The 22,374-nt window shown below is 71.0% G+C and carries 20 protein-coding genes; 9 read left to right on the forward strand and 11 right to left on the reverse strand.

Going from position 1 to position 22,374, the window contains the following annotated elements:
• Nucleotides 1-33 precede the first annotated feature (33 nt).
• Together ACZ5VD_RS03425 and ACZ5VD_RS03430 are read left to right on the forward strand one after the other, a co-directional pair.
• The gene (locus ACZ5VD_RS03425; RefSeq protein ID WP_468680451.1) at nt 34-1,362 is read left to right on the forward strand and encodes a beta-xylosidase; all 1,329 of its coding nucleotides are present in this window, start codon (nt 34-36) and stop codon (nt 1,360-1,362) included.
• A 1-nt stretch (nt 1,363) separates the two neighbouring features.
• Complete coding sequence (locus tag ACZ5VD_RS03430; RefSeq protein ID WP_468552768.1) at nt 1,364-2,392, forward strand: DUF916 domain-containing protein; 1,029 nt, start codon at nt 1,364-1,366, stop codon at nt 2,390-2,392.
• Here the strand turns inward: ACZ5VD_RS03430 and ACZ5VD_RS03435 are convergent.
• Entirely contained in the window at nt 2,286-2,624 is a 339-nt protein-coding gene (locus ACZ5VD_RS03435; protein ID WP_468680452.1) for a P-II family nitrogen regulator, read from the reverse strand. The two genes, ACZ5VD_RS03430 and ACZ5VD_RS03435, sit on opposite strands and share 107 nt — an antisense overlap.
• Entirely contained in the window at nt 2,621-3,964 is a 1,344-nt protein-coding gene (locus tag ACZ5VD_RS03440) for an ammonium transporter (protein ID WP_468680454.1), read from the reverse strand. The genes ACZ5VD_RS03435 and ACZ5VD_RS03440 overlap by 4 nt, the downstream gene beginning before the upstream one ends.
• 162 nt (nt 3,965-4,126) lie before the next feature.
• Between ACZ5VD_RS03440 and era the strand changes: the two genes are divergently transcribed.
• On the forward strand, nt 4,127-5,086 hold the full coding sequence (gene era, locus ACZ5VD_RS03445; RefSeq protein WP_468552771.1) for a GTPase Era: 960 nt from the start codon (nt 4,127-4,129) through the stop codon (nt 5,084-5,086).
• Nucleotides 5,087-5,342: 256 nt separating this feature from the next.
• Here era and ACZ5VD_RS03450 read toward each other — a convergent pair whose 3' ends face one another.
• The 3 genes from ACZ5VD_RS03450 to ACZ5VD_RS03460 form a co-directional block, all read right to left on the reverse strand.
• Complete coding sequence (locus ACZ5VD_RS03450; protein WP_468680456.1) at nt 5,343-6,674, reverse strand: GH1 family beta-glucosidase; 1,332 nt, start codon at nt 6,672-6,674, stop codon at nt 5,343-5,345.
• Between the two features lie 65 nt (nt 6,675-6,739).
• Entirely contained in the window at nt 6,740-7,006 is a 267-nt protein-coding gene (locus tag ACZ5VD_RS03455; protein WP_468552773.1) for a protealysin inhibitor emfourin, read from the reverse strand.
• 21 nt (nt 7,007-7,027) lie between these two features.
• The gene (locus ACZ5VD_RS03460) at nt 7,028-8,098 is read right to left on the reverse strand and encodes a M4 family metallopeptidase (RefSeq protein WP_468680458.1); all 1,071 of its coding nucleotides are present in this window, start codon (nt 8,096-8,098) and stop codon (nt 7,028-7,030) included.
• 375 nt (nt 8,099-8,473) lie between these two features.
• Between ACZ5VD_RS03460 and leuA the strand changes: the two genes are divergently transcribed.
• The 5 genes from leuA (at nt 8,474) to ACZ5VD_RS03485 (ending at nt 15,398) form a co-directional block, all read left to right on the forward strand.
• Nucleotides 8,474-10,195 (forward strand): 2-isopropylmalate synthase, encoded by a 1,722-nt coding sequence (gene leuA / locus ACZ5VD_RS03465; RefSeq protein WP_468552775.1) that lies wholly within the window; start codon nt 8,474-8,476, stop codon nt 10,193-10,195.
• Between the two features lie 315 nt (nt 10,196-10,510).
• Nucleotides 10,511-11,206 (forward strand): TerB family tellurite resistance protein, encoded by a 696-nt coding sequence (locus ACZ5VD_RS03470; RefSeq protein ID WP_468552776.1) that lies wholly within the window; start codon nt 10,511-10,513, stop codon nt 11,204-11,206.
• A 137-nt stretch (nt 11,207-11,343) separates the two neighbouring features.
• Entirely contained in the window at nt 11,344-13,440 is a 2,097-nt protein-coding gene (locus tag ACZ5VD_RS03475; protein ID WP_468552777.1) for an MMPL family transporter, read from the forward strand.
• A 78-nt stretch (nt 13,441-13,518) separates the two neighbouring features.
• The gene (locus ACZ5VD_RS03480) at nt 13,519-14,736 is read left to right on the forward strand and encodes a sensor histidine kinase (protein WP_468552778.1); all 1,218 of its coding nucleotides are present in this window, start codon (nt 13,519-13,521) and stop codon (nt 14,734-14,736) included.
• A complete protein-coding gene (locus ACZ5VD_RS03485) occupies nt 14,733-15,398 on the forward strand; it encodes a response regulator (protein ID WP_468552779.1) in 666 nt (221 codons plus the stop codon). The genes ACZ5VD_RS03480 and ACZ5VD_RS03485 overlap by 4 nt, the downstream gene beginning before the upstream one ends.
• Nucleotides 15,399-15,697: 299 nt before the next feature.
• Here the strand turns inward: ACZ5VD_RS03485 and ACZ5VD_RS03490 are convergent, their stop codons facing one another.
• From ACZ5VD_RS03490 to bla, 3 genes are all read right to left on the reverse strand, one after another.
• Nucleotides 15,698-16,648 carry a hypothetical protein gene (locus ACZ5VD_RS03490; RefSeq protein ID WP_468680460.1) on the reverse strand — a complete coding sequence of 317 codons (951 nt, stop codon included), beginning with the start codon at nt 16,646-16,648 and terminating at the stop codon, nt 15,698-15,700.
• On the reverse strand, nt 16,645-17,172 hold the full coding sequence (locus ACZ5VD_RS03495) for a SigE family RNA polymerase sigma factor (protein WP_468552781.1): 528 nt from the start codon (nt 17,170-17,172) through the stop codon (nt 16,645-16,647). The genes ACZ5VD_RS03490 and ACZ5VD_RS03495 overlap by 4 nt, the downstream gene beginning before the upstream one ends.
• Before the next feature lie 147 nt (nt 17,173-17,319).
• On the reverse strand, nt 17,320-18,192 hold the full coding sequence (gene bla, locus ACZ5VD_RS03500) for a class A beta-lactamase (protein ID WP_468680462.1): 873 nt from the start codon (nt 18,190-18,192) through the stop codon (nt 17,320-17,322).
• A gap of 153 nt (nt 18,193-18,345) precedes the next feature.
• Here bla and ACZ5VD_RS03505 point away from each other — a divergent pair, with 153 nt between their 5' ends.
• A complete protein-coding gene (locus ACZ5VD_RS03505) occupies nt 18,346-19,488 on the forward strand; it encodes an abortive phage infection protein (RefSeq protein ID WP_468552783.1) in 1,143 nt (380 codons plus the stop codon).
• A 3-nt stretch (nt 19,489-19,491) separates the two neighbouring features.
• Here the strand turns inward: ACZ5VD_RS03505 and ACZ5VD_RS03510 are convergent, their stop codons facing one another.
• From ACZ5VD_RS03510 to ACZ5VD_RS03520, 3 genes are all read right to left on the reverse strand, one after another.
• Nucleotides 19,492-20,973, reverse strand: coding sequence for an alpha/beta hydrolase (locus tag ACZ5VD_RS03510; RefSeq protein WP_468552784.1), 1,482 nt, complete (start codon nt 20,971-20,973; stop codon nt 19,492-19,494).
• Between the two features lie 66 nt (nt 20,974-21,039).
• Nucleotides 21,040-21,324 (reverse strand): DUF397 domain-containing protein, encoded by a 285-nt coding sequence (locus tag ACZ5VD_RS03515; protein WP_468552785.1) that lies wholly within the window; start codon nt 21,322-21,324, stop codon nt 21,040-21,042.
• Nucleotides 21,306-22,139, reverse strand: a complete 834-nt coding sequence (locus tag ACZ5VD_RS03520) for a helix-turn-helix domain-containing protein (protein ID WP_468680464.1) — start codon at nt 22,137-22,139, stop codon at nt 21,306-21,308. The genes ACZ5VD_RS03515 and ACZ5VD_RS03520 overlap by 19 nt, the downstream gene beginning before the upstream one ends.
• Nucleotides 22,140-22,374: the final 235 nt, after the last annotated feature.

Raw genomic sequence — 22,374 nt, forward strand, 5'->3', positions numbered from 1 at the left:
CCGCTGCGCCCGCATCCCTCAGGAGGGGCATCCATGGGATCGACCAACCGAAGACGCCGCTGGGCGGCGCTGCTCGGGGCGACCACGCTCGCGGTGACCGTCGGCGGCACACTCGCCGCCCCGGCCGTCGGCGCGACCGTCCAGTCCGCCGACGTGAATTTCGGCACGCACTGCATCCCGCCGCCGATCGCGGGCATCCCGCCGATCGACGGCACCACCACCGCCAACATCTCGGTGGACGACACCACCCCGACGGTCGGCGACACCGTCACCGTGACGTACACGGTGGTCAAGCCCGCGGCCAGCAACCCCACGGCCATCGCCCTGCCCGCCGACATCATGACGCCCACCGGCAAGGTCACCCTCGGCGGCGCCCAGACCGGTGCCGTGACCGTCGCCGGTCCCAAGAAGAACGACCCGGTGCCCGGCAACGGCGCCTTCCCGTCCTTCTCGATGACGGGTACCTTCACCGTCACCGCGCCCGGCGCGATCACGCTCTCGCCCGGTGACTACAACATCCACACCAGCTACATCCTGGAGCTGGACACCCCCTGCACGGTCATCACTCCGCCCGCCCCGGTCTCGGAGACCGTCACCGCGACCTCCGGCGGCCAGACCAACACCCGTGCCATCGCGCTCGGTTCGGCCTCGGGCGCCCCCGGGGCCGGCGTCGCCGTCAACGGCAGCGACTTCACTCCCGGGGCGAGCGTCACCCTGGCCGGACGGTCCGGGAGCACCCAGACCGCCGACACCGCCACGGTGACCGCGGACTCCACGGGCGCCTTCAGCGGCACCCTCGCCGTCAACGACCGCACCACGACCGGGATCGTCGCCTACGAGGGCGGCTCCTGGAACGAGGAGAAGGGCGCGGGACCCGCCGTGTACGTCGTCGTCGACGACACCCCCGTACCGGACGGCAGCCAGAAACTCACCACCACGGTCCGGGCGGGCACCCTGTCCATGTCCCAGGCCGGGGACGCCGTCCAGCTGTCCGCCGTCGACTTCGGCGAGGGCGGCCCCTCCAAGGGCGACCTCCGGGCCGTCACCGTCAAGGACTTCCGCGGCGGCCCCGCGGGCTGGTCCCTCACCGGCAAGGTCACCGACTTCACCGGACCCGGCGCCAAGATCGACGCCGGCAAGCTGAGTTGGAACCCGGCCTGCGCCACCAAGGCCGGCAGCCCGAGCACCTGCCAGGCCGGATCGTCGGGCACCGTGGGCAGTTCGGGGGCGACTCTCGCGTCCACCCCCAACGGCACGGTCACCGGTGGTGAGTTCACCGCCGACGCCGCGCTGTCGCTCGACGTGCCGGCGTTCACCCCGCCGGGCTCGTACTCCGGCGTCCTCACGCTGACGCTCAGCTGACATGCGGAGACCGTATGTGCTCCTCCTGGGCCTGTGCCTGGGGCTGTTCCTGTTGTCGGCGGCGCCGGGCACACCCGCCCACGCCGCCGACAACGGCAGTTGGTCGGTGTACCCGACCTCCTCGCAGATCGCCGAGCGCCCGTACTTCTACCTCTCCGCGGACCCCGGCACGACCCTCGACGACAAGATCGTCGTCGCCAACAAGACCGGCAAGCCGCTCACCTTCCGCCTCTACGCGGCCGACGCCTACAACACCGCCCGCGACGGCGGTTTCGCCGTTAAGACGCTGAAGGAGAAGCAGCGCGGCGTGGGTGCCTGGGCGAAGCCCGCGCGCACCCGGGTCACCGTGCCCGCGCACGACGAGGTCACCGTGCCCTTCACGCTCCGGGTGCCCGAGGACGCCGAACCCGGCGATCATCCGGGCGCGTTGGTGGCCCTGGACGAACGCGTCGACCGGGGCGACGGCTCCCTCGCGCTCGGCGTACAGCGGGCCGTGGCCGCCCGCGTCTACCTCCGCGTCGGCGGCCCCACCCTCCCCGCCATCGCCGTCGAGGACGTCCGCGTCACCCACCACCAGCCGCTCGTCCCCGGCCTCGGCGACAGCACGGCGACGGTCTCCTACACCCTCCACAACACCGGCAACGTCACCCTCGACCCCAAGGTGGAACTCCGCGCGGAGGGCCTGTTCGGCCGCACACTCCTGGCCCGCGACCTGTCGAAGATCCCCGCCGAACTGCTGCCCGGCCAACGGGTACGGCTCTCCGAGCCGTGGCGCGGCGCACCTCAACTCGACTGGGGCGACGTGACGTTGACGGCGAGCGCCAAGGACACGACGGAGTCGTCGAGCGCTTCCTTCGTCGCGCTGCCGTGGCTGGTCGCGGCGGTCCTGGGCGGTGTCCTCGTGGTGGGGGCCGTCCTGCTGATCAGAGCGCGTCGGGGCCGCGCTCGCCCGTCCGTACCCGTACGACCGTCTCCACCGGAATCGCCCACACCTTCCCGTCCCCGATCTTCCCCGTCTGCGCGGCCTTGACGATCGCCTCGATCACGGGCTCCAGGTCCGCGTCCTGGACGACGACCTCGATCCGCACCTTGGGGACCAGATCGACCTGGTACTCGGCGCCGCGGTACACCTCGGTGTGGCCGCGCTGCCGGCCGTAGCCGCTGGCCTCGGTCACGGTCAGACCGTGGACGCCGAGTTCCTGGAGGGCGGTCTTGACCTCGTCGAGACGGTACGGCTTGACGATCGCGGTGATGAGCTTCATGCCTGAGGCTTGACCTTCTGCGCGGAGGGGACGACGGACGCGGTGACCGGGGCCCCGTGGCCCAGGACGCCGTGATCGTATGCGGTCTCGGCGTGCACCGTAAGGTCCAGGCCGGTGTGCTCCTGCTCCTCGCTGGCCCGCAGGCCCACCGTCTTGTCGATCAGCTGGGCGATGCCGTACGTCACGAGGAACGCGTACGCCCCTACGGCGAGCACGGCCACCAGCTGCTTGCCGAGTTGGGCGAGGCCGCCGCCGTAGAGGAGACCCTCGGCGCCACCGGTCAGCTCGGCGGTGGCGAACACGCCGATCAGGAGCGTGCCGATGACCCCGCCGACCAGGTGGACACCGACGACGTCCAGGGAGTCGTCGTAGTTCAGCTTGAACTTCCAGCCCACGGCGTACGAGCAGACCGTGCCCGCGGCGAGGCCGACGACCAGGGCGCCGAGCAGCGAGACCGACCCGCAGGACGGGGTGATCGCGACCAGGCCCGCGACCGCGCCGGACGCCGAGCCCAGCGTCGTCGGGTGGCCGTCGCGGCGCTGCTCCACGAAGAGCCAGCCGAGCAGGCCGGTGCAGCCGGCGGCGAGGGTGTTGAGGAACGCGGCGGCGGCCAGACCGTTGGCGCCGAGCGCGGAGCCCGCGTTGAAGCCGAACCAGCCGAACCACAGGAGACCCGCGCCCAGCATCACCATCGGCAGGTTGTGCGGGCGCATCGCGTCCTTCTTGAACCCCAGCCGCGGGCCCAGGACCAGGCACAACGCCAGTCCGGAGGCGCCGGAGGTGATCTCGACGGGCAGGCCGCCCGCGAAGTCGAGGGCCCCGAGACGCTCCAGGATCCAGCCGCCGGGACCCCACACCCAGTGGGCGACGGGAACGTATACGAGCAGTGCCCACAGCGGTACGAACAGCAGCCACGCCCCGAACTTCGCCCGGTCGGCGATGGCACCGCTGACCAGGGCCGCGGTGATGATCGCGAAGGTGAGCTGGAAGGTCGCGAAGAGGAGGGTGGGGACGGTGCCGTGGACGCTGTCCGGGCCGAGGCCGGCCATCCCGGCGTGCTCCAGGCCGCCGATGAGCCCGCCGCCGATGTCCGCGCCGAACGCGAGGGAGTAGCCGGCGGCCAGCCACACGACCGTGACCAGGGCGATCGACACGAAACTCAGCATCAGCATGTTGAGGACGCTCTTCGTGCGGACCATGCCGCCGTAGAACAGGGCCAGGCCCGGGGTCATCAGCAGGACCAGGGCGGTCGCGGCGAGCAGCCAGGCGGTGTCGCCGGTGTCGAGCCGCGCGGCGGCCTGCGCGGCGTGCGTGGTGGTGAGGGGCACGGTTGTCTCCAACGGTGTGGGGGCTCGTCAGAGGTTCACCGGCACGCGTTTCGGGATGCGCACAAGGGTGTTTCCGTGATGTTTCGTTGCGTGAGGGTTTCCGAAAGCTCACGCGGAGGAGTGTGGGGGGACGCTTGTGCGGCAGGGCTCTGTGGATCAGGGAGAATGGGCGCCATGAGCGTTCGCAGTCAGTCATCCGAGCCGCCGGAACCTTCGGGGGCACCCCACCGCGCCGGCTTCGCCTGCTTCGTGGGCCGCCCCAACGCGGGCAAGTCCACTCTCACGAACGCTCTGGTCGGCCAGAAGGTGGCGATCACCGCCAACCAGCCGCAGACCACGCGGCACACGGTACGGGGCATCGTGCACCGGCCCGACGCCCAGCTGATCCTGGTGGACACCCCTGGGCTGCACAAGCCGCGCACGCTGCTGGGCGAGCGGCTGAACGACATCGTCCGGACCACCTGGGCCGAGGTCGACGTGATCGGCTTCTGCCTCCCGGCGAACGAGAAGCTCGGTCCCGGTGACCGCTTCATCGCGAAGGAACTCGCGTCGATCAAGAAGACGCCGAAGATCGCGATCGTCACGAAGACCGACCTCGTCGACAGCAAGACGCTCGCCGAGCAGCTCATCGCGATCGATCAGCTCGGCAAGGAGCTGGGGTTCGAGTGGGCGGAGATCGTGCCGGTCTCGGCGGTCGCCGACCAGCAGGTGGGTCTGCTGGCCGACCTGCTCGTCCCGCTGCTCCCGGAGAGTCCGGCCCTCTATCCCGAGGGTGACCTCACCGACGAGCCCGAGCAGGTCATGATCGCGGAGTTGATCCGGGAGGCCGCGCTGGAGGGGGTGCGGGACGAGCTTCCGCACTCCATCGCCGTCGTCGTGGAGGAGATGCTCCCGCGCGAGGACCGGCCCGCCGACAAGCCCCTCCTCGACATCCACGCGTTCGTCTATATCGAGCGGCCCAGCCAGAAGGGCATCATCATCGGGCCCAAGGGCAAGCGGCTCAAGGAGGTCGGCATCAAGTCCCGCAAGCAGATCGAGGCGCTGCTGGGTACGCCGGTGTTCCTGGACCTTCATGTGAAGGTCGCCAAGGACTGGCAGCGGGACCCTCGCCAACTGAGGAAGCTCGGCTTCTGACCACCCCACCCAGGGGGCTCCGCCCCCTGGACCCCCGACCTTCGCCCACCCGCCGCCCGACTCGGTCGGCCAAGAGGTGACCGCCGACCCCGGGGGCTCCGCCCCCGGACCCCGGGCTTTCGCCCACCCGCCGCCCGACTCGGTCCGTCAAAAGGTGGGCGCAACGCAGGGGCGCTCGGCCCGCCCTCGTCCAGGCGAGTCGGGCGGGTGGGCGTGGGCGAAGGGCGGGGGCGCTGGGGGCGGAGCCCTCAGGGGTTCAGGTCCGTTGGGCTCGCAGGGCGTCGCGCAGCCAGGTGTACGACGCCTTCGGGGTTCGGGTCAGCGTCTCGAAGTCGACGTGGACCAGGCCGAAACGCCGGGCGTATCCCTCCGCCCACTCGAAGTTGTCCAGCAGCGACCACACGAAGTAGCCGCGGACGTCCACGCCGGAGGCCGACGCGTCGTGCAGGGCGCGGATGTGGCCGTCGAGGTAGGCGATGCGGGCCTGGTCGTCGAGGCCCTCGTAGGAGCAGCCGTTCTCGGTGATGACGATCGGGGGGAGACGGTCGGCGTAGCGGTCGCGGAAGGTGGTGAGGAGTTCGGTGAGGCCCTCCGGGACCACCGGCCAGCCGAAGTCCGTCACCGGGACGCCCTCGATCTCCCGTACGGAGAAGGGGAGTTCCGCCGGGATCGTCAGACCGCCGAACTCGATGTCCTCGCCCTGCGGGGCGCCCACGCGGGTCGGCGCGTAGTAGTTGACACCGTAGAAGTCGAGGGGCTCGCCGATGATCTTGAGGTCGGCGGCGACGTCGCCCGGCATCAACTCGCCGAGTCCGTCCGGGTATTCGCCCAGCAGCACCGGGTCCGCGAAGAGTCGGTTCAGCAGCAGGTCGTAGAAGCCGGCCGCCTCCAGGTCCGGCTGCTCCTGTGACGCCGGCCAGGTCGGGCCGTGCGAGTTGGCGATGCCGATGTCCGTGGCGCCGGCCGCCCGCAACGCCCGTACCGCGAGACCGTGGCCGAGGAGCTGGTGGTGGGCGGCCGGGAGCGCGTCGAACATCAGCCGCTCGCCCGGCGCGTGCGCGCCCAGCGCATGCCCGAACAGGGTGTGTTCGGCGGGCTCGTTGATCGTGATCCACTTCGTCACCCGGTCGCCGAGCCGGTCGGCCACGACCGACACGTACTCCGCGAAGTGCGACGCCGTGTCCCGGTCCAGCCAGCCGCCGCTCTCCTGGAGGGCGAGCGGCAGGTCCCAGTGGAAGAGGGTCGGGACCGGGCGGACGCCCGCCGCGCACAACTCGTCGACCAGCCGGTCGTAGAAGTCGAGGCCGCCTGCGGCCCGCACCCGCGGCCAGGAGATCGAGAAGCGGTACGCGTCCACGCCTAGGCCCGCCAGGAGGGCGACGTCCTCGCCGTAGCGGTGGTAGTGGTCGCAGGCCACCGCCGCCGTCGTGCCGTCCTTCACCCGGCCCGGCTCGGCCGTGAAGGCGTCCCAGACGGACGGTTCACGCGCGTCCACCGCGCCCTCGATCTGGTGGGCCGAGGTCGAGACGCCCCACAGGAAGCCGTCCGGGAACTGGGGTATCGGGTTCGTCGCCATGCGCCGGATCATCGGTACTGGCGGGTAGGGAAGTCAAGAGATGACCGGGCGGTCAACGGGCGGGCGGGAACGACGACTTACGCGCCTTCCTTGAGAACCCTGGAGATCAGCGTCCGCTGTTCCTCGGTGAGCCGGGGATCGGCGGCGTACACCGTCCTTCCGTCCACGGTGATCTGGTAGGCGAAACCGTCCGGTACCCCGACCGGCGGTGTGTCCCGGCCGGCGGTGACCGCCTTCTCGGCGAGGGCCTGCCATTCGAGGGCATCGGGCCGCCCCGAGGTGTTCACCTCGGCATACCGCTCGATGCCCGCGAACCCGCCCGTGCGCCTTACCTGAATACGCATGGGTCCCTGTCTAGTACGGAGTCAGAGAATGCGCACGCCCACCTGCTCCCACGCTTTCGCCACGGCCTGGAGTTCCTCGCTCCCGTCGCCGTGGCGCTCCCGCGCCGCCTTGACGGTCAGCTTGGCGAAGTCGCCGAAGAAGGCGCGTTGGCCGAGCTCGCCGCCCGACAGGGCGTCGTACCAGATCTGTCCCGCCTTCTCCCAGGCGTAGCCGCCGAGGGCGGTCGCGGCCAGGAAGAACGCGTGGTTGGGGATGCCGGAGTTGATGTGGACGCCGCCGTTGTCGCGGCCGGTGCGGACGTAGTCGTCCATGGTCGCGGGCTGCGGGTCCTTGCCGAGGACGTCGTCGTCGTACGCCGTGCCGGGCTCCTTCATGGAACGCAGGGCCTTGCCGGTGACGCTCGGGGCGAGCAGGCCCGCGCCGATCAGCCAGTCGGCCTCGGCGGCGGTCTGGCCGAGCGTGTACTGCTTGATGAGGGAGCCGAAGACGTCGGACATCGACTCGTTCAGGGCGCCCGGCTGGCCGTAGTACGTGAGGTTCGCGGTGTACTGCGTGACGCCGTGGGTCAGCTCGTGGCCGATCACGTCGATCGGGAGGGTGAAGTCGAGGAAGATCTCGCCGTCGCCGTCGCCGAACACCATCTGCTCGCCGTTCCAGAAGGCGTTGCCGTAGTTCTCGTCGTAGTGGACCGTCGCGTCCAGCGGCAGGCCGTCCCCGTCGATCGAGTGGCGGCCGTACGCCTTGAGGAAGAGCTCGAAGGTGGCGCCGAGACCGGAGTAGGCGCGGTTGACCGTGGCGTCCTGGCCGGGGTCCTCGCCCTCGCCGCGCACCTTGGTGCCCGGGAGGCCGGTCCGGTGCCCGGCGTCGTAGAGGGTGCGAAGGGGCTGGTCCGACGGTGCCTTCGCCGACGGCGCCGTGGCGAGGCGGAACTCGGTGGTCACCCGGCGTTCGCCGCGCAGTGCGCTGTCGCGGACCAGGGTGCGCCGGGCGGGGCCGGAGAGTGCGGGGTTGTCGTTGTCGGCCAGTTTGTCGAGGATGTGAGGTGGTACGACCGTGCAGAAGACGGGCTGGAAGCCCCCGTTTGTCGTCATGTTCGGCACCCTTGCACTGAGTTATTTCGATGTCACTAGGTGCAACCATGATTGGTGAAATATGGGGATGCTCCCGCCGCGGGCGGTCGCTCTCTGCTACGAACCGCGGGTTCGCGGTGACTGGTCGCACCCGCGCCGCGGAGCCGTGCATCGACACGGCACCGCGCCCCTTCAGTACACGGGGTCCCGCATACTGATACGGAACCCCGTGTCCGACAGCCGTCGGCTAGCATGCTCCGCATCATGCGATTCGGGCTGCTTCTCCTTAGCTGCCGCGGCGAGGGCCTGTAACCGAGGCCGACCCCCTCCCCGCGGAGTTTTGGCGTTGCGCCGTCGGCCGTCCTTCAGGACCCGCCTTCGAGGAGCCCCCGCATCATGGTGAACCGCCAGCAGCCCACCTCCATGCCGATCCACAAGTACGGCCGGTACGAGCAGGTCGACATCCCGGACCGCACCTGGCCGGACAACCGGATCACCGCCGCCCCCCGCTGGCTCTCCACCGACCTGCGTGACGGCAACCAGTCCCTGATCGACCCGATGTCGCCCGAGCGCAAGCGCCGGATGTTCGACCAGTTGGTCAAGATGGGCTACAAGGAGATCGAGGTCGGGTTCCCGGCCTCCGGCCAGACCGACTTCGACTTCGTGCGCTCCATCATCGAGGAGCCCGGCGCGATCCCCGACGACGTCACCGTCTCCGTACTGACCCAGGCCCGCGAGGACCTGATCGAGCGGACCGTGGAGTCGCTGAAGGGCGCCAAGCGCGCCACCGTGCACCTGTACAACGCGACGGCCCCGGTCTTCCGCCGGGTCGTCTTCCGCGGCTCCAAGGACGACATCAAGCAGATCGCCGTCGACGGCACCCGTCTGGTCATGGAGTACGCCGAGAAGCACCTGGGCCCGGAGACGGAGTTCGGCTACCAGTACAGCCCGGAGATCTTCACCGACACCGAGCTGGACTTCGCGCTGGAGGTCTGCGAGGCGGTCATGGACGTCTGGCAGCCCGGTCCGGGCCGCGAGATCATCCTCAACCTGCCCGCCACCGTGGAGCGTTCGACGCCGTCCACGCACGCGGACCGCTTCGAGTGGATGAGCCGCAACGTCTCCCGCCGCGAGCACGTCGTCATCTCCGTCCACCCGCACAACGACCGCGGTACGGCCGTCGCCGCCGCCGAGCTGGCGCTGATGGCCGGCGCCGACCGCGTCGAGGGCTGTCTGTTCGGGCAGGGCGAGCGGACCGGCAACGTCGACCTGGTCACCCTGGGCATGAACCTGTTCTCGCAGGGCGTCGACCCGCAGATCGACTTCTCCGACATCGACGAGATCCGTCGTACGTGGGAGTACTGCAACCAGATGGAGGTCCACCCGCGCCACCCGTACGTGGGCGACCTGGTCTACACGTCCTTCTCCGGCTCCCACCAGGACGCCATCAAGAAGGGCTTCGACGCCATGGAGGCCGACGCCGCCGCGAAGGGCGTCACCGTCGACGACATCGAGTGGGCGGTGCCGTACCTGCCGATCGACCCGAAGGACGTGGGCCGCTCCTACGAGGCGGTCATCCGGGTCAACTCGCAGTCCGGCAAGGGCGGCATCGCGTACGTCCTGAAGAACGACCACAAGCTGGACCTGCCGCGCCGGATGCAGATCGAGTTCTCCAAGCTGATCCAGGCGAAGACGGACGCCGAGGGCGGCGAGGTCACCGGCGGCGACATCTGGGCGACCTTCCAGGACGAGTACCTGCCGAACCCCACGAACCCCTGGGGCCGCATTCAGGTCAAGAACGGGCAGTCGACGACCGACACGGACGGTGTGGACACACTGAAGGTGGAGGCCGCCGTCGATGGCGTCGACACGGTCCTGACCGGTACCGGCAACGGACCGATCTCCGCCTTCTTCGACGCCCTGCAGTCCGTCGGCATCGACGCCCGGCTGCTGGACTACCAGGAGCACACGATGAGCGAGGGTGCGTCCGCGCAGGCCGCGTCGTACATCGAGTGTGCGATCGGGGACAAGGTGCTGTGGGGTATCGGTATCGACGCCAACACGACGCGGGCGTCGCTGAAGGCGGTTGTGTCCGCCGTCAATCGGGCTGCTCGTTGACGGTTCGCTCCGTGAGGGGTGCCGTAGGGGGTTGATCGTCGGCCGCGGCGCCGTCGCGGCCTGTCGCGCCCACGCGGCGGAGCCGCCTGCGGACACGGCCCCGCACCCGGCACCTGTAGGGCCCCGCCCGCCATGTTCTGGTGGGCGGGGCCCGACTGTTTCCGGCCATGGGGCTGTGCAGGTCACGGGGAGGTCTCGTCCGAGGTGATGACTCCGCCTCCTTGATGTGGCTAACATCACGCAAGCGCGGCGATGTTGCCGGTGGGGGCACCGCCCGCGCCCTTAAGGCTGCGGGGGAATTACGGAGGTGCTGACGTGCTGCCAGGACGGGGACGAAACGGCCATGCCACCAGGCCTGCGCGCCTCCTGGGCACCCGTACCGCGTGGACGACCGTCGGGGACGGGGAGTTCTTCTGCCCGGGCTGCGGAGGCGACCGCAACTTCCAGCGGCTGACCGGACGCCGCCGCTTCACCCTCCTCGGTGTGCCCGTGCTGCCGCGCGGCGAGACCGGTCCCGTCGTGGAGTGCGCGGCCTGCCGCCGCCACTTCGGCACCGACGTCCTCGACCACCCGACGACCACCCGCTTCTCCGCGATGCTCCGCGACGCCGTCCACACGGTCGCCCTCGCGGTGCTGTCCGCGGGCGGCACCTGTTCCCGTACGTCCCTGGAGGCCGCCGCGGGCACGGTCCGCTCCGCCGGCTTCGACGACTGCACCGAGGACCAGCTCAACGCCCTCGTCGAGGCGCTGGCCGCGGACACCGGCCGGGTCTACGGCCGCCCGTGCGGAGCCGGCCTCGCCATAGAGCTCCACGAGGCCCTCGACCCGCTGGCCCCGCACCTCGCCCCGGCCGGCCGCGAGGCGATCCTCCTCCAGGGTGCCCGCATCGCCCTCGCCGACGGCCCGTACACCCCGGCCGAACGCGATGTCCTGGCCATCGTGGGGGCCGCGCTCACCATCTGCGCGGATGACGTGACCCGGCTGCTGGCGGCGGCCCGGACACCGTCCTGATACTCCCCCGGGAGTAACCGCGCTCCCGGGCCACCCCCGGCAGTAGCCCCCAACTCGCCCTCTCGCCCGACGAATCGACCCCGCCCCGCCGGAAGTCTGGAAGCGACCCAGACATCCGACCGGAGGGGGGCCCGTTCATGGGGGCCGCAATGACAGCTGTACGGCGACGGCGGGTCGTGCCCTGGGCGGTGCTCGGGCTGTGGATCGCCGTGCTGGCGCTGGCCTCGCCGTTCGCGGCGAAACTTGCCGACGTGCAGCGGGACCGGGCCGTGGACTATCTGCCGGCGAGCGCCGACTCGACGCAGGTCGCGAAGATCCAGGAGCGGCTGCCCGGCGGGGAGGCCACCGAGCTGGTGATCGTGTACCACCGGGACGGTGGGCTGACAGCGGCGGACCGGGCGACCGCCGCCGAGCAGGTCGCCGGGATCGCGAGCGCGCACCCGCTCACCGCCACGCCCAGGGGCATCCCGTCCCAGGACGGCACCACCCTGATGTACCCGGTGGCCAGCACCGAGCCGGGGACGGACGCGGAGGCCCGCGACCGACTCGTCAACGAGGTACGGGAGATCGCCGAGGGCGGCGGCGGGCTGAGCGTCGACGTCGGCGGGGAAGGAGCGTTGGCCACCGACGCGAGCGAGGTCTACAACGCGCTCGGCGGGCCGCTGCTCTGCACCACCGCCGCGGTCGTCGCGCTGCTGCTGATCCTCATCTACCGCAGCCCGTTCCTGTGGCTGGTGCCGCTCGCCGTGGCGGGCATCGCCGACTATCTGTCGATGGGCGTGGCCTACGGGCTCAACCAGGGCTTCGGGACCTCCGTGTCCGGCCAGAGCTCCGGCATCATGACGATCCTCGTCTTCGGCGCGGGCACCGACTACGCGCTGCTGCTCATCTCCCGCTACCGGGAGGAACTGCGGCGCGTCGAGCGGCCGTACGACGCCATGGCCGCCGCGCTCAAGGGGTGTGGGCCCGCCGTGCTGGCCTCCTCCGGCACCGTCGCCGCCGGGCTGCTGTGCCTGCTCGCCGCCGACCTCAACAGCAGCCGCGGGATGGGGCCGCTCGGCACGGTGGGCGTGCTGTGCGCGCTGGTCGCGATGCTGACGCTGCTGCCCGCGATCCTCGTCCTGCTGGGCCGGCGCGCCTTCTGGCCGCTGGTGCCCCGCCACGGCAGCACACCCAAGGCCCGCCGGTCGCTGTTCGGCGCGATGGGCGACTCGGCGGGACGCCGGCCGCTCACCGTGCTCGCGGGCGGTGCCGTACTGCTCGGGGCGCTCGCGCTGGGCACGCTGAACCTGCCCGGCAGCCTCAAGCAGGAGGACTCCTTCACCAGCAGGCCCGACGCGGTGGCCGCCATGGAGACGCTGGCCCGGGCGTATCCCGAGCGCAGCACCCAGCCTCTCACCGTCATCACCCCCACCGGCCGCGCGGACGCCACGCTCGCCGAGGTCCGGGGCACCGGGGGTGTCGACAGCGCCGAGCGCGGCCGGAGCGGCGACGGCTGGACGGAGATCTCCGTCATCGCCGTCTCCGCACCCCAGTCCGCGGGGGAGACCGCGACCATCGAGGTCCTGCGCGACACACTCGACGGCTCCTACGTCGGCGGACCCAGCGCCGAACAGCTCGACCTGAAGGACACCAACGCCCGCGACCGGCTGATCGTCGTGCCGCTCGTGCTGTTGTCCGTGCTGCTGATCCTGATCGCCCTGCTGCGGTCGGTCGTCGCGCCGCTGATCCTGGTGGCCGCCGTGGTCGCCGTGTGGGGCGCCGCCCTCGGCATCGCGGGGCTCGTCTTCGGCCCGGTCTTCGGCTTGGAGGGCACGGACCCGGGACTCGGGCTGCTGTCCTTCGTGTTCCTGGTGGCGCTGGGGGTCGACTACGGCATCTTCCTGATGCACCGGATGCGTGAGGAGTCCCTGAACGGCGCCGAACCGGTCGCCGCCGCGCTCACCGCGCTGCGCACGACCGGCGGGGTCATCGCGTCGGCCGGGCTGGTCCTCGCGGCCACGTTCGCGGTGCTCACCAGCATGCCGCTCGTCCCACTCGTGGAGCTGGGCTTCGTGATCGCGGTCGGGGTGCTGCTGGACACCTTCCTCGTCCGCACCTACCTGGTCACCAGCGCCAGCGTCGCGCTGCGGCGCAGGATGTGGTGGCCGGGGAGCCTGTCGCGCGAGCCCGAACCGCCCCAACCGCCCGTGCCGCCGAAGGAACCGGAGCCTGTGGCGGCCTCCGCCCACTGATCCACCGGCGCCCCTCCCCTCCCGGAGGGGCGCCTCGCAGCGGAGGATGAACCCGTGCAGGAGACCAGTCGAGCGCGCTTGAGTGACCGGGTCATCGCGGCGATCCACCGCGACCCCCGCACCGCCCCGCACGGCACCCGCAACGACGTGCTGCTCGCCGTCGCGCTCGCCGTGGTCGCCGTGTGCGTCGGGCTGTTCACCGACGACGGCCGCCGTCCGGACGCGCTCGGCTGGACGCTGCTGCTCGCGGTGCACGTGCCGATCGTGTGGCGCCGGCGCCGGCCGATGCTCGTCCTCGCGCTGGTGGTGGTGCTCGTCGTGCCGTACCACGCGCTCGACAACAACCACAACGCGCCCACCGCGGCGGCCTTCACCGCGCTGTACACGGTCGCGGCCACCGGGACCACCCTGCGGACGATCCTGTCGGGCGGTCTGGTGCTGGCCATCTCCCTGACCGTGATGCTCACCGTCGACACCAAGCAGGCGCTCGAACTGGTGCGGATCTCCGGCTGGATCATCGCCGTGCTCTTCTGCGGCATCGACATGCGTTCCTACCGTCGCTACGTCGCCGCGATCGTCGACCGTGCCGAACGCGCCGAACGCACCCGCGAGGAGGAGGCCCGCCGCAGGGTCGCCGAGGAGCGGCTGCGGATCGCCCGCGACCTGCACGACCTGCTCGCGCACAGCATCACCCTGATCGGGGTGCAGACCTCGGTCGCCGCACACGTCCTGACCGCCGACCCCGACCGCCTCGACCGCGCCACGGTCGCCAAGGCCCTCGACGACATCGCCGACACCTGCCGGAGCGCACGGGGTGAACTCCGTACGACACTGGAGGTGTTGCGGGCCTCCGAGCACGGCGCGGGCCGCGGTCCGCTGCCCGGCCTCGACGGGCTGCCCGACCTGGTGGCGGCGGCGCGGCTCGCGGGCGCGCGGGTCGAGCCGGACGTACGGGTCGCGCAGGCGCCGCCCGCGGTCGGTGCGGCGGCCTACCGGATCGTGCAGGAGGCGCTGACCAACGCGGTGCGGCACGCCGGGCCAGAACCCGCCGTACGCGTCGAGCTGTACGAGGATCAGGGCGCCCTGCATGTCTCGGTGACCGACGACGGGATCGGGCCGCCCGCGGGCGGGGGCGTTCCCGGGCACGGGCTCGTCGGGATGCGGGAGCGGGCCCGCAGTGTGGGTGGCACACTCGACGCCGGGCCGCGGGTGCCGGGGCAGGGGCCGGAGCGGGGCGGGTTCGCGGTGACCGCGGTGCTGCCGCTGGGCACCGTCACACAGGGGGGAATCGGATGACCATCCGGGTACTGCTCGCCGACGACCAGACGCTCGTCCGCGAGGCGTTCGCGATGCTCGTCGAGTCGGCGCGGGACATGGAGGTGGTCGGGCAGGCGGGCACCGGGCGGGAGGCCGTCGCGCTGGCGCGGGCCACGCGGGCCGATCTGGTGGTGATGGACATCCGGATGCCCGATCTCGACGGGATCGAGGCGACCCGGTCGATCGCCGCGGACGCGGATCTCGCGGGGGTGAGGGTGCTCGTGCTCACCACCTACGACACGGACGAGAACATCGTCGACGCGTTGCGGGCGGGGGCGTCCGGGTTTCTGGTGAAGGACACACGGCCGGCCGAACTCCTCGACGCGATCCGTACGGTGGCGGCGGGGGAGGCGTTGCTGTCGCCGGGGCCGACGGCCCGACTGATCGCACGGTTTCTTCGCAGTCCTGACGTGCCGGTGGCCGGGGGAGGGCCGGAGTGTCTGTCCTCGCGGGAGCGGGAGGTGCTGGCGTTGGTGGCTCGGGGGCTCAACAACACGGAGATCGCCGGGGCGTTGATGCTGAGTCCGCTGACCGCGAAGACGCATGTGAGCCGGATCATGGGCAAGCTGGGGGTGCGTGACCGGGCCCAACTGGTCATCGTGGCCTACGAGTCGGGAATCGTGGCCCCGGAAGCCAGGTGATTCCGGGTGGGAACGCACGCCCCTGGAGGCTCCGCCCCCAGACCCCCAAGACCTATGCCCACCCACCACCCGACTCGGCCGCTTGAGAGGTGGGGTAATCCTCTGGTCCGCCCGGCGTTGGTGGGCGCGCCGCCGACGGCTGTCCGAGTCGGCTCTGTGAAGGGTGCGGTATCTCTCCGGTCCGCCGCCCGATTCGGTCGCCTGAAGGGTGTGGTGTCCCTCCGGTCCGTCCGGTGTGGGGAAGCAGAGGGCCTGTCGGTCGGGGGCGCCGACCCCTGTGCGGCGCCCCCGACCCGGCGCTAGGGGAGGGTCTTCTCGTAGTACTTGTCGTCGTCGGAGTCGTAGACCAACTTGCCGTCGGCGTCGTACCCCTTGATGTGGGGGGCGGCGGTGACCTGCTGGTTCAGGATGCCGGAGGCGATGAACCAGCCGTGGTCCAGGGCGGCTTCGCTGCTCGCGCCGCCGCCGTAGGAGACGGTCACCTTCGAGACCGTGGACCGGACCGTCCCGATGACGCCCCAGCGGAAGGGCAGCGTCCAGTTGCCGTGGTCGAGGAACGACTGCTGGTAGAGCTTGCCGCCGTTCATGTCGGGGAACACGAGGCCGGCGTCCGGCAGCCCCTCGCTGTCGGCGCCGCCGACGTTCAGGCCCGAGGCCTCGCCGTCCTTGACGGTGCAGATCACGCGGGTCCGGGGCGGCTGCTCCCGCACGGCCACCACGAACATGCCGTCGCCGGGCGTGTTCGAGTCACCGGTGCTCTTCATCGCCAGGATGATCCGGTAGTCGTCCACGTCGCCGAGGTTCGTGCGGCCGCCGACCGTGCCGGAATCGTTGGCCCGGTCGAGGGTGAAGCATTTCTCCAGGTCGGCGGAGGCCTGCGCGAAGGTGATGCCGTCGAGGAGCTGGCCGGGTGTGGCCGGGCCGACGGGTCCGGTCGGCGTGGGTGCGGCCGTCGGGGCCGGTGATGCGGAGTGCGACGCGCTGACCGTCGTCTGCGGTGACGTCGTGGTGGACGCCCCGCCGGGACCGCCCAGCGCGTACGCCCCCACCGGTACCGCCGCCAGCGTCACCAGTACCGCCCCGGCCGCCGCCACCCGGCGCCGCCGCTCGACCACGCCCCGGCGCCGGATCTCCGGGTAGGGCGCGGGGGAGGGCCGGATCGTGTAGGCGTCCTCGGCGAGCAGTTCCCGCAGCTGCTCCTCGAACTCCCGCTGATCTCCCGGCTCTTGGGGCCGTTGGTCCTCACTCACCTGGTGCCTCCCTGCGGGGCGCCGTCCATGACCTGGGCGAGTCCCGGATATGTACGCAACTTCGCCAGCCCCTTGGACGCCTGGCTCTTGACCGTGCCGGGGGCGCAACCGAGGGTCTCGGCGACCTCCGCCTCGGACAGGTCCTCCCAGTAGCGGAGGACTATCACCGCCCGCTGCTTCGGCGGCAGCCCGGCGAGCGCGCCGAGGAGCGCGCTGCGCTCGTCGGCCCATGACACGGCCTGGTCCCGGCCCGCGACCTCCGGCGGCGCGGCGGTCAGCGACTCCGCGACGCGCCGCTTGCGGAACCGGTCGCTGTTGCAGGTGACCAGCATCCGGCGGACGTACGCCTCCGGGTTGTCGCTGCGCGACACCCGCCGCCAGGAGCGGTACGCCTTCGTCAGCGCGGTCTGTGTCAGGTCCTCGGCGTGGTGCGGATCGCCGGTGAGCAGATACGCGGTCCGTACGAGCCGGGACCACCGGGCTCTGACGAATTCCTGGAACTGGGCCTCTTGTTCGGCCTGCATCAAGCACCCTCCCTCGCCCCCCAGACCACCGTTCTCCCGGATTCGGTTGCCCGGGACCCGACAACGGGTTCGGACGGGCCGGTGGAGGGGGGGCGGGGGCGGGGCAGCGGCGTACGTACGGCGGTTCAGCCGAGATCGGCCGAGGGATCAGCCGAGGGTCTCTGCCACCACGGTCGCAGTCTCCGCGATCAGGGTGTCGTCCCAGGCGGCGTCCTGGACGGGCTGCGTCGACAGGACGGCCAGCACGATCGGGGCGCCGTCCGGCGTCCAGGCGACGGCCACGTCGTTGGTGGTGCCGTACGCACCGGAGCCCGTCTTGTCGCCGACGGTCCACGTCGGGGGAACCCCGGCGCGGATGCGCTTGTCGCCGGTGGTGTTGTTCAGCAGCCAGTGGGTGAGCAGCTCGCGGTCGCGGCGGTTCAGCGCGTCGCCGAGGGCGAGTCGGCCGTAGGTGCGGCCGATGGCGTACGGGCTCGTGGTGTCCGTCCTGCGTCCCGGCTCGGCGGAGTTGAGGTCGGGTTCGATGCGGTCCAGGCGGGTCACCGGGTCGCCGAGGGATCGGCAGAAGCGGGTGATCGCGGTGGGGCCGCCGAGTTCGCGGAGCAGGAGGTTGGCCGCGGTGTTGTCGCTGTAGCGGACGGCCACGTCGGCGAGTTCGGCGATGGTCATGCCGGTGGCCAGGTGCTTCCTGGTCTGCTCGGAGCCGCTCACCAGGTCGGCTTCCGTGTAGTGGATCCGGCGGCCGAGGACCTCGCCGTCCCGGTCCAGGTCGCGCAGCACGGCCGCTGCCGCCAGGGTCTTGAACACCGAGCAGATGGGGAAGAGTTCGTCCGCGCGGTGCCGGACCGACCTCTTGGTGGCGAGGTTGTGGGCGAAGACGCCCAGCCGGGCGCCGTGTCGCTCCTCCAGGTCGCGGAGGCGGGCGGTGACGTCTGTGGTGCCGGTGGCGTGCGCGGTGGTGCCGGTGAGCAGCGTGGCCGCGGCGGCGGTGCCGGTCGCCAGGAGCGTGCGTCGGGTCATCGGGGACTTGGCGGAGCCTAGGATCTTGCTCTCCTTCGTTCGTGGGGCTCGACGATCTCTCTCTGGATCGACGCCCTCGCTCATCCCTTGGTTGCGCCGCAATAGACCATCGGCCGACGGCGGCGGGGTGCCGGGAGCGGCACAGTGAACGGCATGGAGAAGACCAAGGGGATCAATCGGGCACAGTTCCTGGCCGGTGCCGCGGGTGTCGGGGCGGCGGTGGCGCTCTCGTCCGCCGGCCCGGCCGAGGCGGCCTCGCGCGGACCGGCGGCCACCCGCGGGCTGCGGCATCACGGCGTCGTCTACACCGTCGGCGCCGGCGAGACCCCCGGCACCGCCTTCAGCACCGCCCGGATGCGCGAGGACGTCCGGATCATCCGCGAGGACCTGCACGCCGACACCCTCGACGTCACCGGTGACGGCGTCGAACGGCTCACCGCCACCGCCGCCGAGGCCGCCGAACGCGGACTGCACATCTGGCTCCAGCCGACCGTCGGGGACATCCCGGAGCGGGACATCCTCGAACACCTCGCGGAGACCGGGCGGTTCGCGGAGCGGCTGCGGCGGCACGGCGCGAGTGTGGACCTCAGCGTGGGCTGCGAGTTCTGGCTGTTCGTGCCCGGGATCGTGCCGGGCAAGGACGTACTGGAGCGCATCGAGAACCTGCAGAACGGCACGGTCGACTGGGAGCGGATGCAGCGCCGCCTGGACCGCTTCACGGCCAAGGCGGCGAAGGTGGGCCGCTCGGTCTTCCGGGGCCGGCTGAGCTACGCCGCCGCGCAGGACGACCAGGTCGACTGGAACCTGTTCGACATCGTGGGCATCGACTACTACGCGAACTTCCCCCGACATGCGGACCACGTCCGGGAGTTGGGGAAGTACCTGCGCTGGGGCAAGCCCCTGGCCATCACCGAGTTCGGCACCTGCACGTTCGTCGGCGCCCCCGAGGCGGGCGGCATGGGCTGGGACATCGTCGACTACGAGAAGGACCCGCCGGAGATCAAGGGCCACCCGGTGCGCAGCGAGCGCGTCCAGGCCGCCTATCTGACCGGTCTGCTCGACGTCTTCGAGTCCATGGGGCTGTACGGGGCGATGGCCTTCGAGTTCCTGACCGCTGACGCCCCGCACCGCCCCGACAACGCGCTGTACGACCTCGACCTGGCGAGCTACGGCATCACCAAGGCCATCAAGGACCGTCCGGACGACCCGGCTTCGGGGTGGCACTGGGAGCCGAAGGAGGCGTTCCACGCGCTGGCCCGCCGCTATGCCCGGGCCGCCGCCCGCCGGCCCCGGTAGACATCAGGCGCAGGAGAGGTCGGCCTTCGGCCGCTCGCCCGTGGCCAGGAAGCGGGACACCGCCGCGTCGCCGCAGGCGTTGCCGTTGCCGAGATAGGCGTCGTGGCCGGTGGCGTTCACGGTGACCATGACGGCACGGTCGCCCAGGGCATGGCGGAGCTTGAGGGCGCCGGAGAGCGGGGTGGCCGGGTCGCGCTCGTTCTGTACGAGCAGGATGGTGGACGGCCCTCGGTCGGTGATCCGCACCGGCGCCTCCCGCTGCGGGTACGGCCAGGCCGCGCACACCATCGCGTTGCGCGGCATGCCCGCGGTCAGCGGGTACTTGGCCCGGCTCTCGGTGACGCCCTTCTGGTAGTGGGCCGCCGACGTGGGCCAGGCGACGTCGTTGCAGAGGGTTCCGGCGCCGATCGCGGTGACGTTCTGGAGCACCTCCTCCGGCGGGTTCTGCGGCGCGGGCGGCAGGGTGCCCGCGCGGGCCGCCAGGATCAGCTCGGCCAGCTTCGGATAGTCGTCGGGGTCGTACATGCTGTCCTGCATCGTCTGGCGCAGGACGTTGCCGTTCAGCTCCGCCGGGTTGGCGCCGGGCCACGGGAGCGGGGTGCGGTCCAGGTCGGCGGCGAGGCGCAGGAACCGGGTGCGGACCTCGGCCGCCGTACGGCCCACCCGGTTCGGGTTGCCGGGCTCCGACGCCCACTTGGCGAACTCCGGGAAGGTGTCCTCGACGCCCACCTCGAACGCGGCGAGCCAGGAGCGTCCCACTCGCCTGTGATCGGGGTCGTCGTTGCTGTCCAGCACGATCCGGTCGGTGCGCTGCGGGAAGAGCTCGCTGTACACCGCCCCCACGTACGACCCGTAGGAGACGCCCCAGGCGGAGACCTTGCGCTCGCCCAGCGCGGCCCGGACCCGGTCCAGGTCACGGGCCTCGTTGGCCGTGCTGATGTGCCGCAGCAGCTCGCCGCCGTTGCGCTCGCAGGCGTCCGCGATGCGCCGCGCGGTCTCCATGGTCCCGGTGACCGACCCGTCCGGGGCGGGCCAGGGGAGCAGTCTCGTGCGGGCGAGGTCGGCGTGTTCGAGACCGCAGCTGACGGGTGTGGACGGGGCCATCCCGCGCGGTGCGAACCCGATCAGGTCGTACGCGTCCCGCACCTCCTGCGGCAGCCGCTGCCCCTTCCCGGAAGGGTCACCGAGGCTGTCCCCGCCCGGCCCGCCGGGGATGAGCAGCAGCGCGCCCCGGCGGGTACCGGGGTGCTCGGCGGGGATCCGGGACACGGCGATGTCGATCGTCCGGCTGCCCCGGTCGGCGTAGTCCATCGGCACCTTGACGGTCGCACACCGCTGACGCGGGTCGAGACCGGCGCCCTCGCACTTCGTCCACCGGAGAGAGGTGGCCGCGGCTGCGGAGGCGGGCGCGGTCAGTGGGGTGGCGAGGCCGAGGAGTACGGCGGAGGTGGCGATCAGGGCGGCGTTTCGCTTGATCTGCGTCATGCGAACGAGCCTGGCCGACCTTCGCCGCCCGCCACATCCGGGTAACTCCCGTGTTTGGGGAGGGGGTTACCCCACCTTGTCCCTGACGGTGCGGATGAACTCCGTCCAGGCGGAGGCCCCGAGGAGCAGCACGGGTCCACCGGCCACCTTGCTGTCGCGGACGGGCACGACACGGGGGATTCCGTCGGCGACCTCGACGCAGTTGCCGCCCTCGCCGTTGCTGTAGGTGCTCTTGCGCCAGCGGGCGGCGCCGGGGAAGTCGTGTGCGACCTCGACACATTCCTCGCCGCCGCTGCCACCGCTATAAGTGCTCTTGTGCCAGCGGGCGTTGGTCAGGTCGTACCTGTGCATCGTCTGTAGTCCTCCGCCGCCGATTCGATCAGGGCCAGGGACGCCTCTGGCGACACAGCAGCGGCCCTGAGCAGATCGTAATCTGCTTGTGCTCGCTTCACCACGGCCGGATCGTCCAGCAGGTTCCCCGAAAGCACGCCCTCTGTATAGACGGTTGGCGGGGCCTCTTCGAACTCCATGAGCCTCATCAGCTTGCCCATCTGCGGGTGCGCCCCTGCAGAGAACGGCAGTACCTGCACCAGTACTTGGCGGTTGTGCACCAGCGCCGCAACGTGGTCCAGTTGCTGGGCCATCACGGCAGGAGAACCGACCGGGACGCGTAGTACCGCTTCGTGTAGGAGTGCCCAATACAACGGCCTTGCAGCGTCCCTGAGGATGTGGGCGCGTTCCAGGCGGAGGTTGACCATCTCCTCGATGTAGGTGTCCGTCACTAGCGGGTTACTTGCCAGGTAGATCGCGCGGGCGTACTCGGGTGTCTGTAGGAGACCTGGTACCACGGCGGGTGACCACTCGTGGATGCTCGTCGCCAGCCGTTCCAGCTCCGCCGCGTGGGCGAAGTACTCCGCGTACCGCTGCTCCTGGATGAGCTTGAGCCAAAGCCGCTCGAAAATACCGTCGGTTTGTAGCGCCTCGTCAATCCGCTGCGCGATATCCAGCTGCGGCTTTCGAATGGCCTGCTCGAACTGACCGATATAAGCTCCGGACACGAAGACACGTAACCCCAGCTCGACTTGGGTGATCCCCGCGTCCTCCCTTCTCCGCTTGAGCTCTGCCCCGAAGAACTCCCAGACTGCCTGCCGCGAACCGTTGGCCACAGCCAACCTCCTTCCGCTGACCCGCACTTGTAGTGCGCAGACTCCTGCCGAGTGTAGGTGCAGAGAGGCATCGTGGATGTACGAAGAGTGAAACTCAAAAAGAAAGGGGAGCACGGTGGGGTCAGAACATGCGGCGCACTGCGTCGGAGAAGCGGAGGAAACGGTGAAAGAATTGCGCACGGCGCTTCTTATGGCGGGAATTACACTGCCGTCACTTGGGCTCGATCCCGTGATG

This window comes from Streptomyces sp. NPDC032822, assembly GCF_055578825.1.

Coding starts and splice junctions, on each gene's coding strand:
- bla (WP_468680462.1), bottom strand. CDS start 18,192: ATGACCCGACGCACGCTCCTGGCGACCGGCACCGCCGCCGCGGCCACG.
- leuA (WP_468552775.1), top strand. CDS start 8,474: ATGGTGAACCGCCAGCAGCCCACCTCCATGCCGATCCACAAGTACGGC.
- ACZ5VD_RS03510 (WP_468552784.1), bottom strand. CDS start 20,973: ATGACGCAGATCAAGCGAAACGCCGCCCTGATCGCCACCTCCGCCGTA.
- ACZ5VD_RS03450 (WP_468680456.1), bottom strand. CDS start 6,674: ATGATCCGGCGCATGGCGACGAACCCGATACCCCAGTTCCCGGACGGC.
- ACZ5VD_RS03425 (WP_468680451.1), top strand. CDS start 34: ATGGGATCGACCAACCGAAGACGCCGCTGGGCGGCGCTGCTCGGGGCG.
- ACZ5VD_RS03435 (WP_468680452.1), bottom strand. CDS start 2,624: ATGAAGCTCATCACCGCGATCGTCAAGCCGTACCGTCTCGACGAGGTC.
- ACZ5VD_RS03430 (WP_468552768.1), top strand. CDS start 1,364: ATGCGGAGACCGTATGTGCTCCTCCTGGGCCTGTGCCTGGGGCTGTTC.
- ACZ5VD_RS03495 (WP_468552781.1), bottom strand. CDS start 17,172: ATGCAGGCCGAACAAGAGGCCCAGTTCCAGGAATTCGTCAGAGCCCGG.
- ACZ5VD_RS03505 (WP_468552783.1), top strand. CDS start 18,346: ATGGAGAAGACCAAGGGGATCAATCGGGCACAGTTCCTGGCCGGTGCC.
- ACZ5VD_RS03455 (WP_468552773.1), bottom strand. CDS start 7,006: ATGCGTATTCAGGTAAGGCGCACGGGCGGGTTCGCGGGCATCGAGCGG.
- ACZ5VD_RS03460 (WP_468680458.1), bottom strand. CDS start 8,098: ATGACGACAAACGGGGGCTTCCAGCCCGTCTTCTGCACGGTCGTACCA.
- era (WP_468552771.1), top strand. CDS start 4,127: ATGAGCGTTCGCAGTCAGTCATCCGAGCCGCCGGAACCTTCGGGGGCA.
- ACZ5VD_RS03515 (WP_468552785.1), bottom strand. CDS start 21,324: ATGCACAGGTACGACCTGACCAACGCCCGCTGGCACAAGAGCACTTAT.
- ACZ5VD_RS03485 (WP_468552779.1), top strand. CDS start 14,733: ATGACCATCCGGGTACTGCTCGCCGACGACCAGACGCTCGTCCGCGAG.
- ACZ5VD_RS03475 (WP_468552777.1), top strand. CDS start 11,344: ATGGGGGCCGCAATGACAGCTGTACGGCGACGGCGGGTCGTGCCCTGG.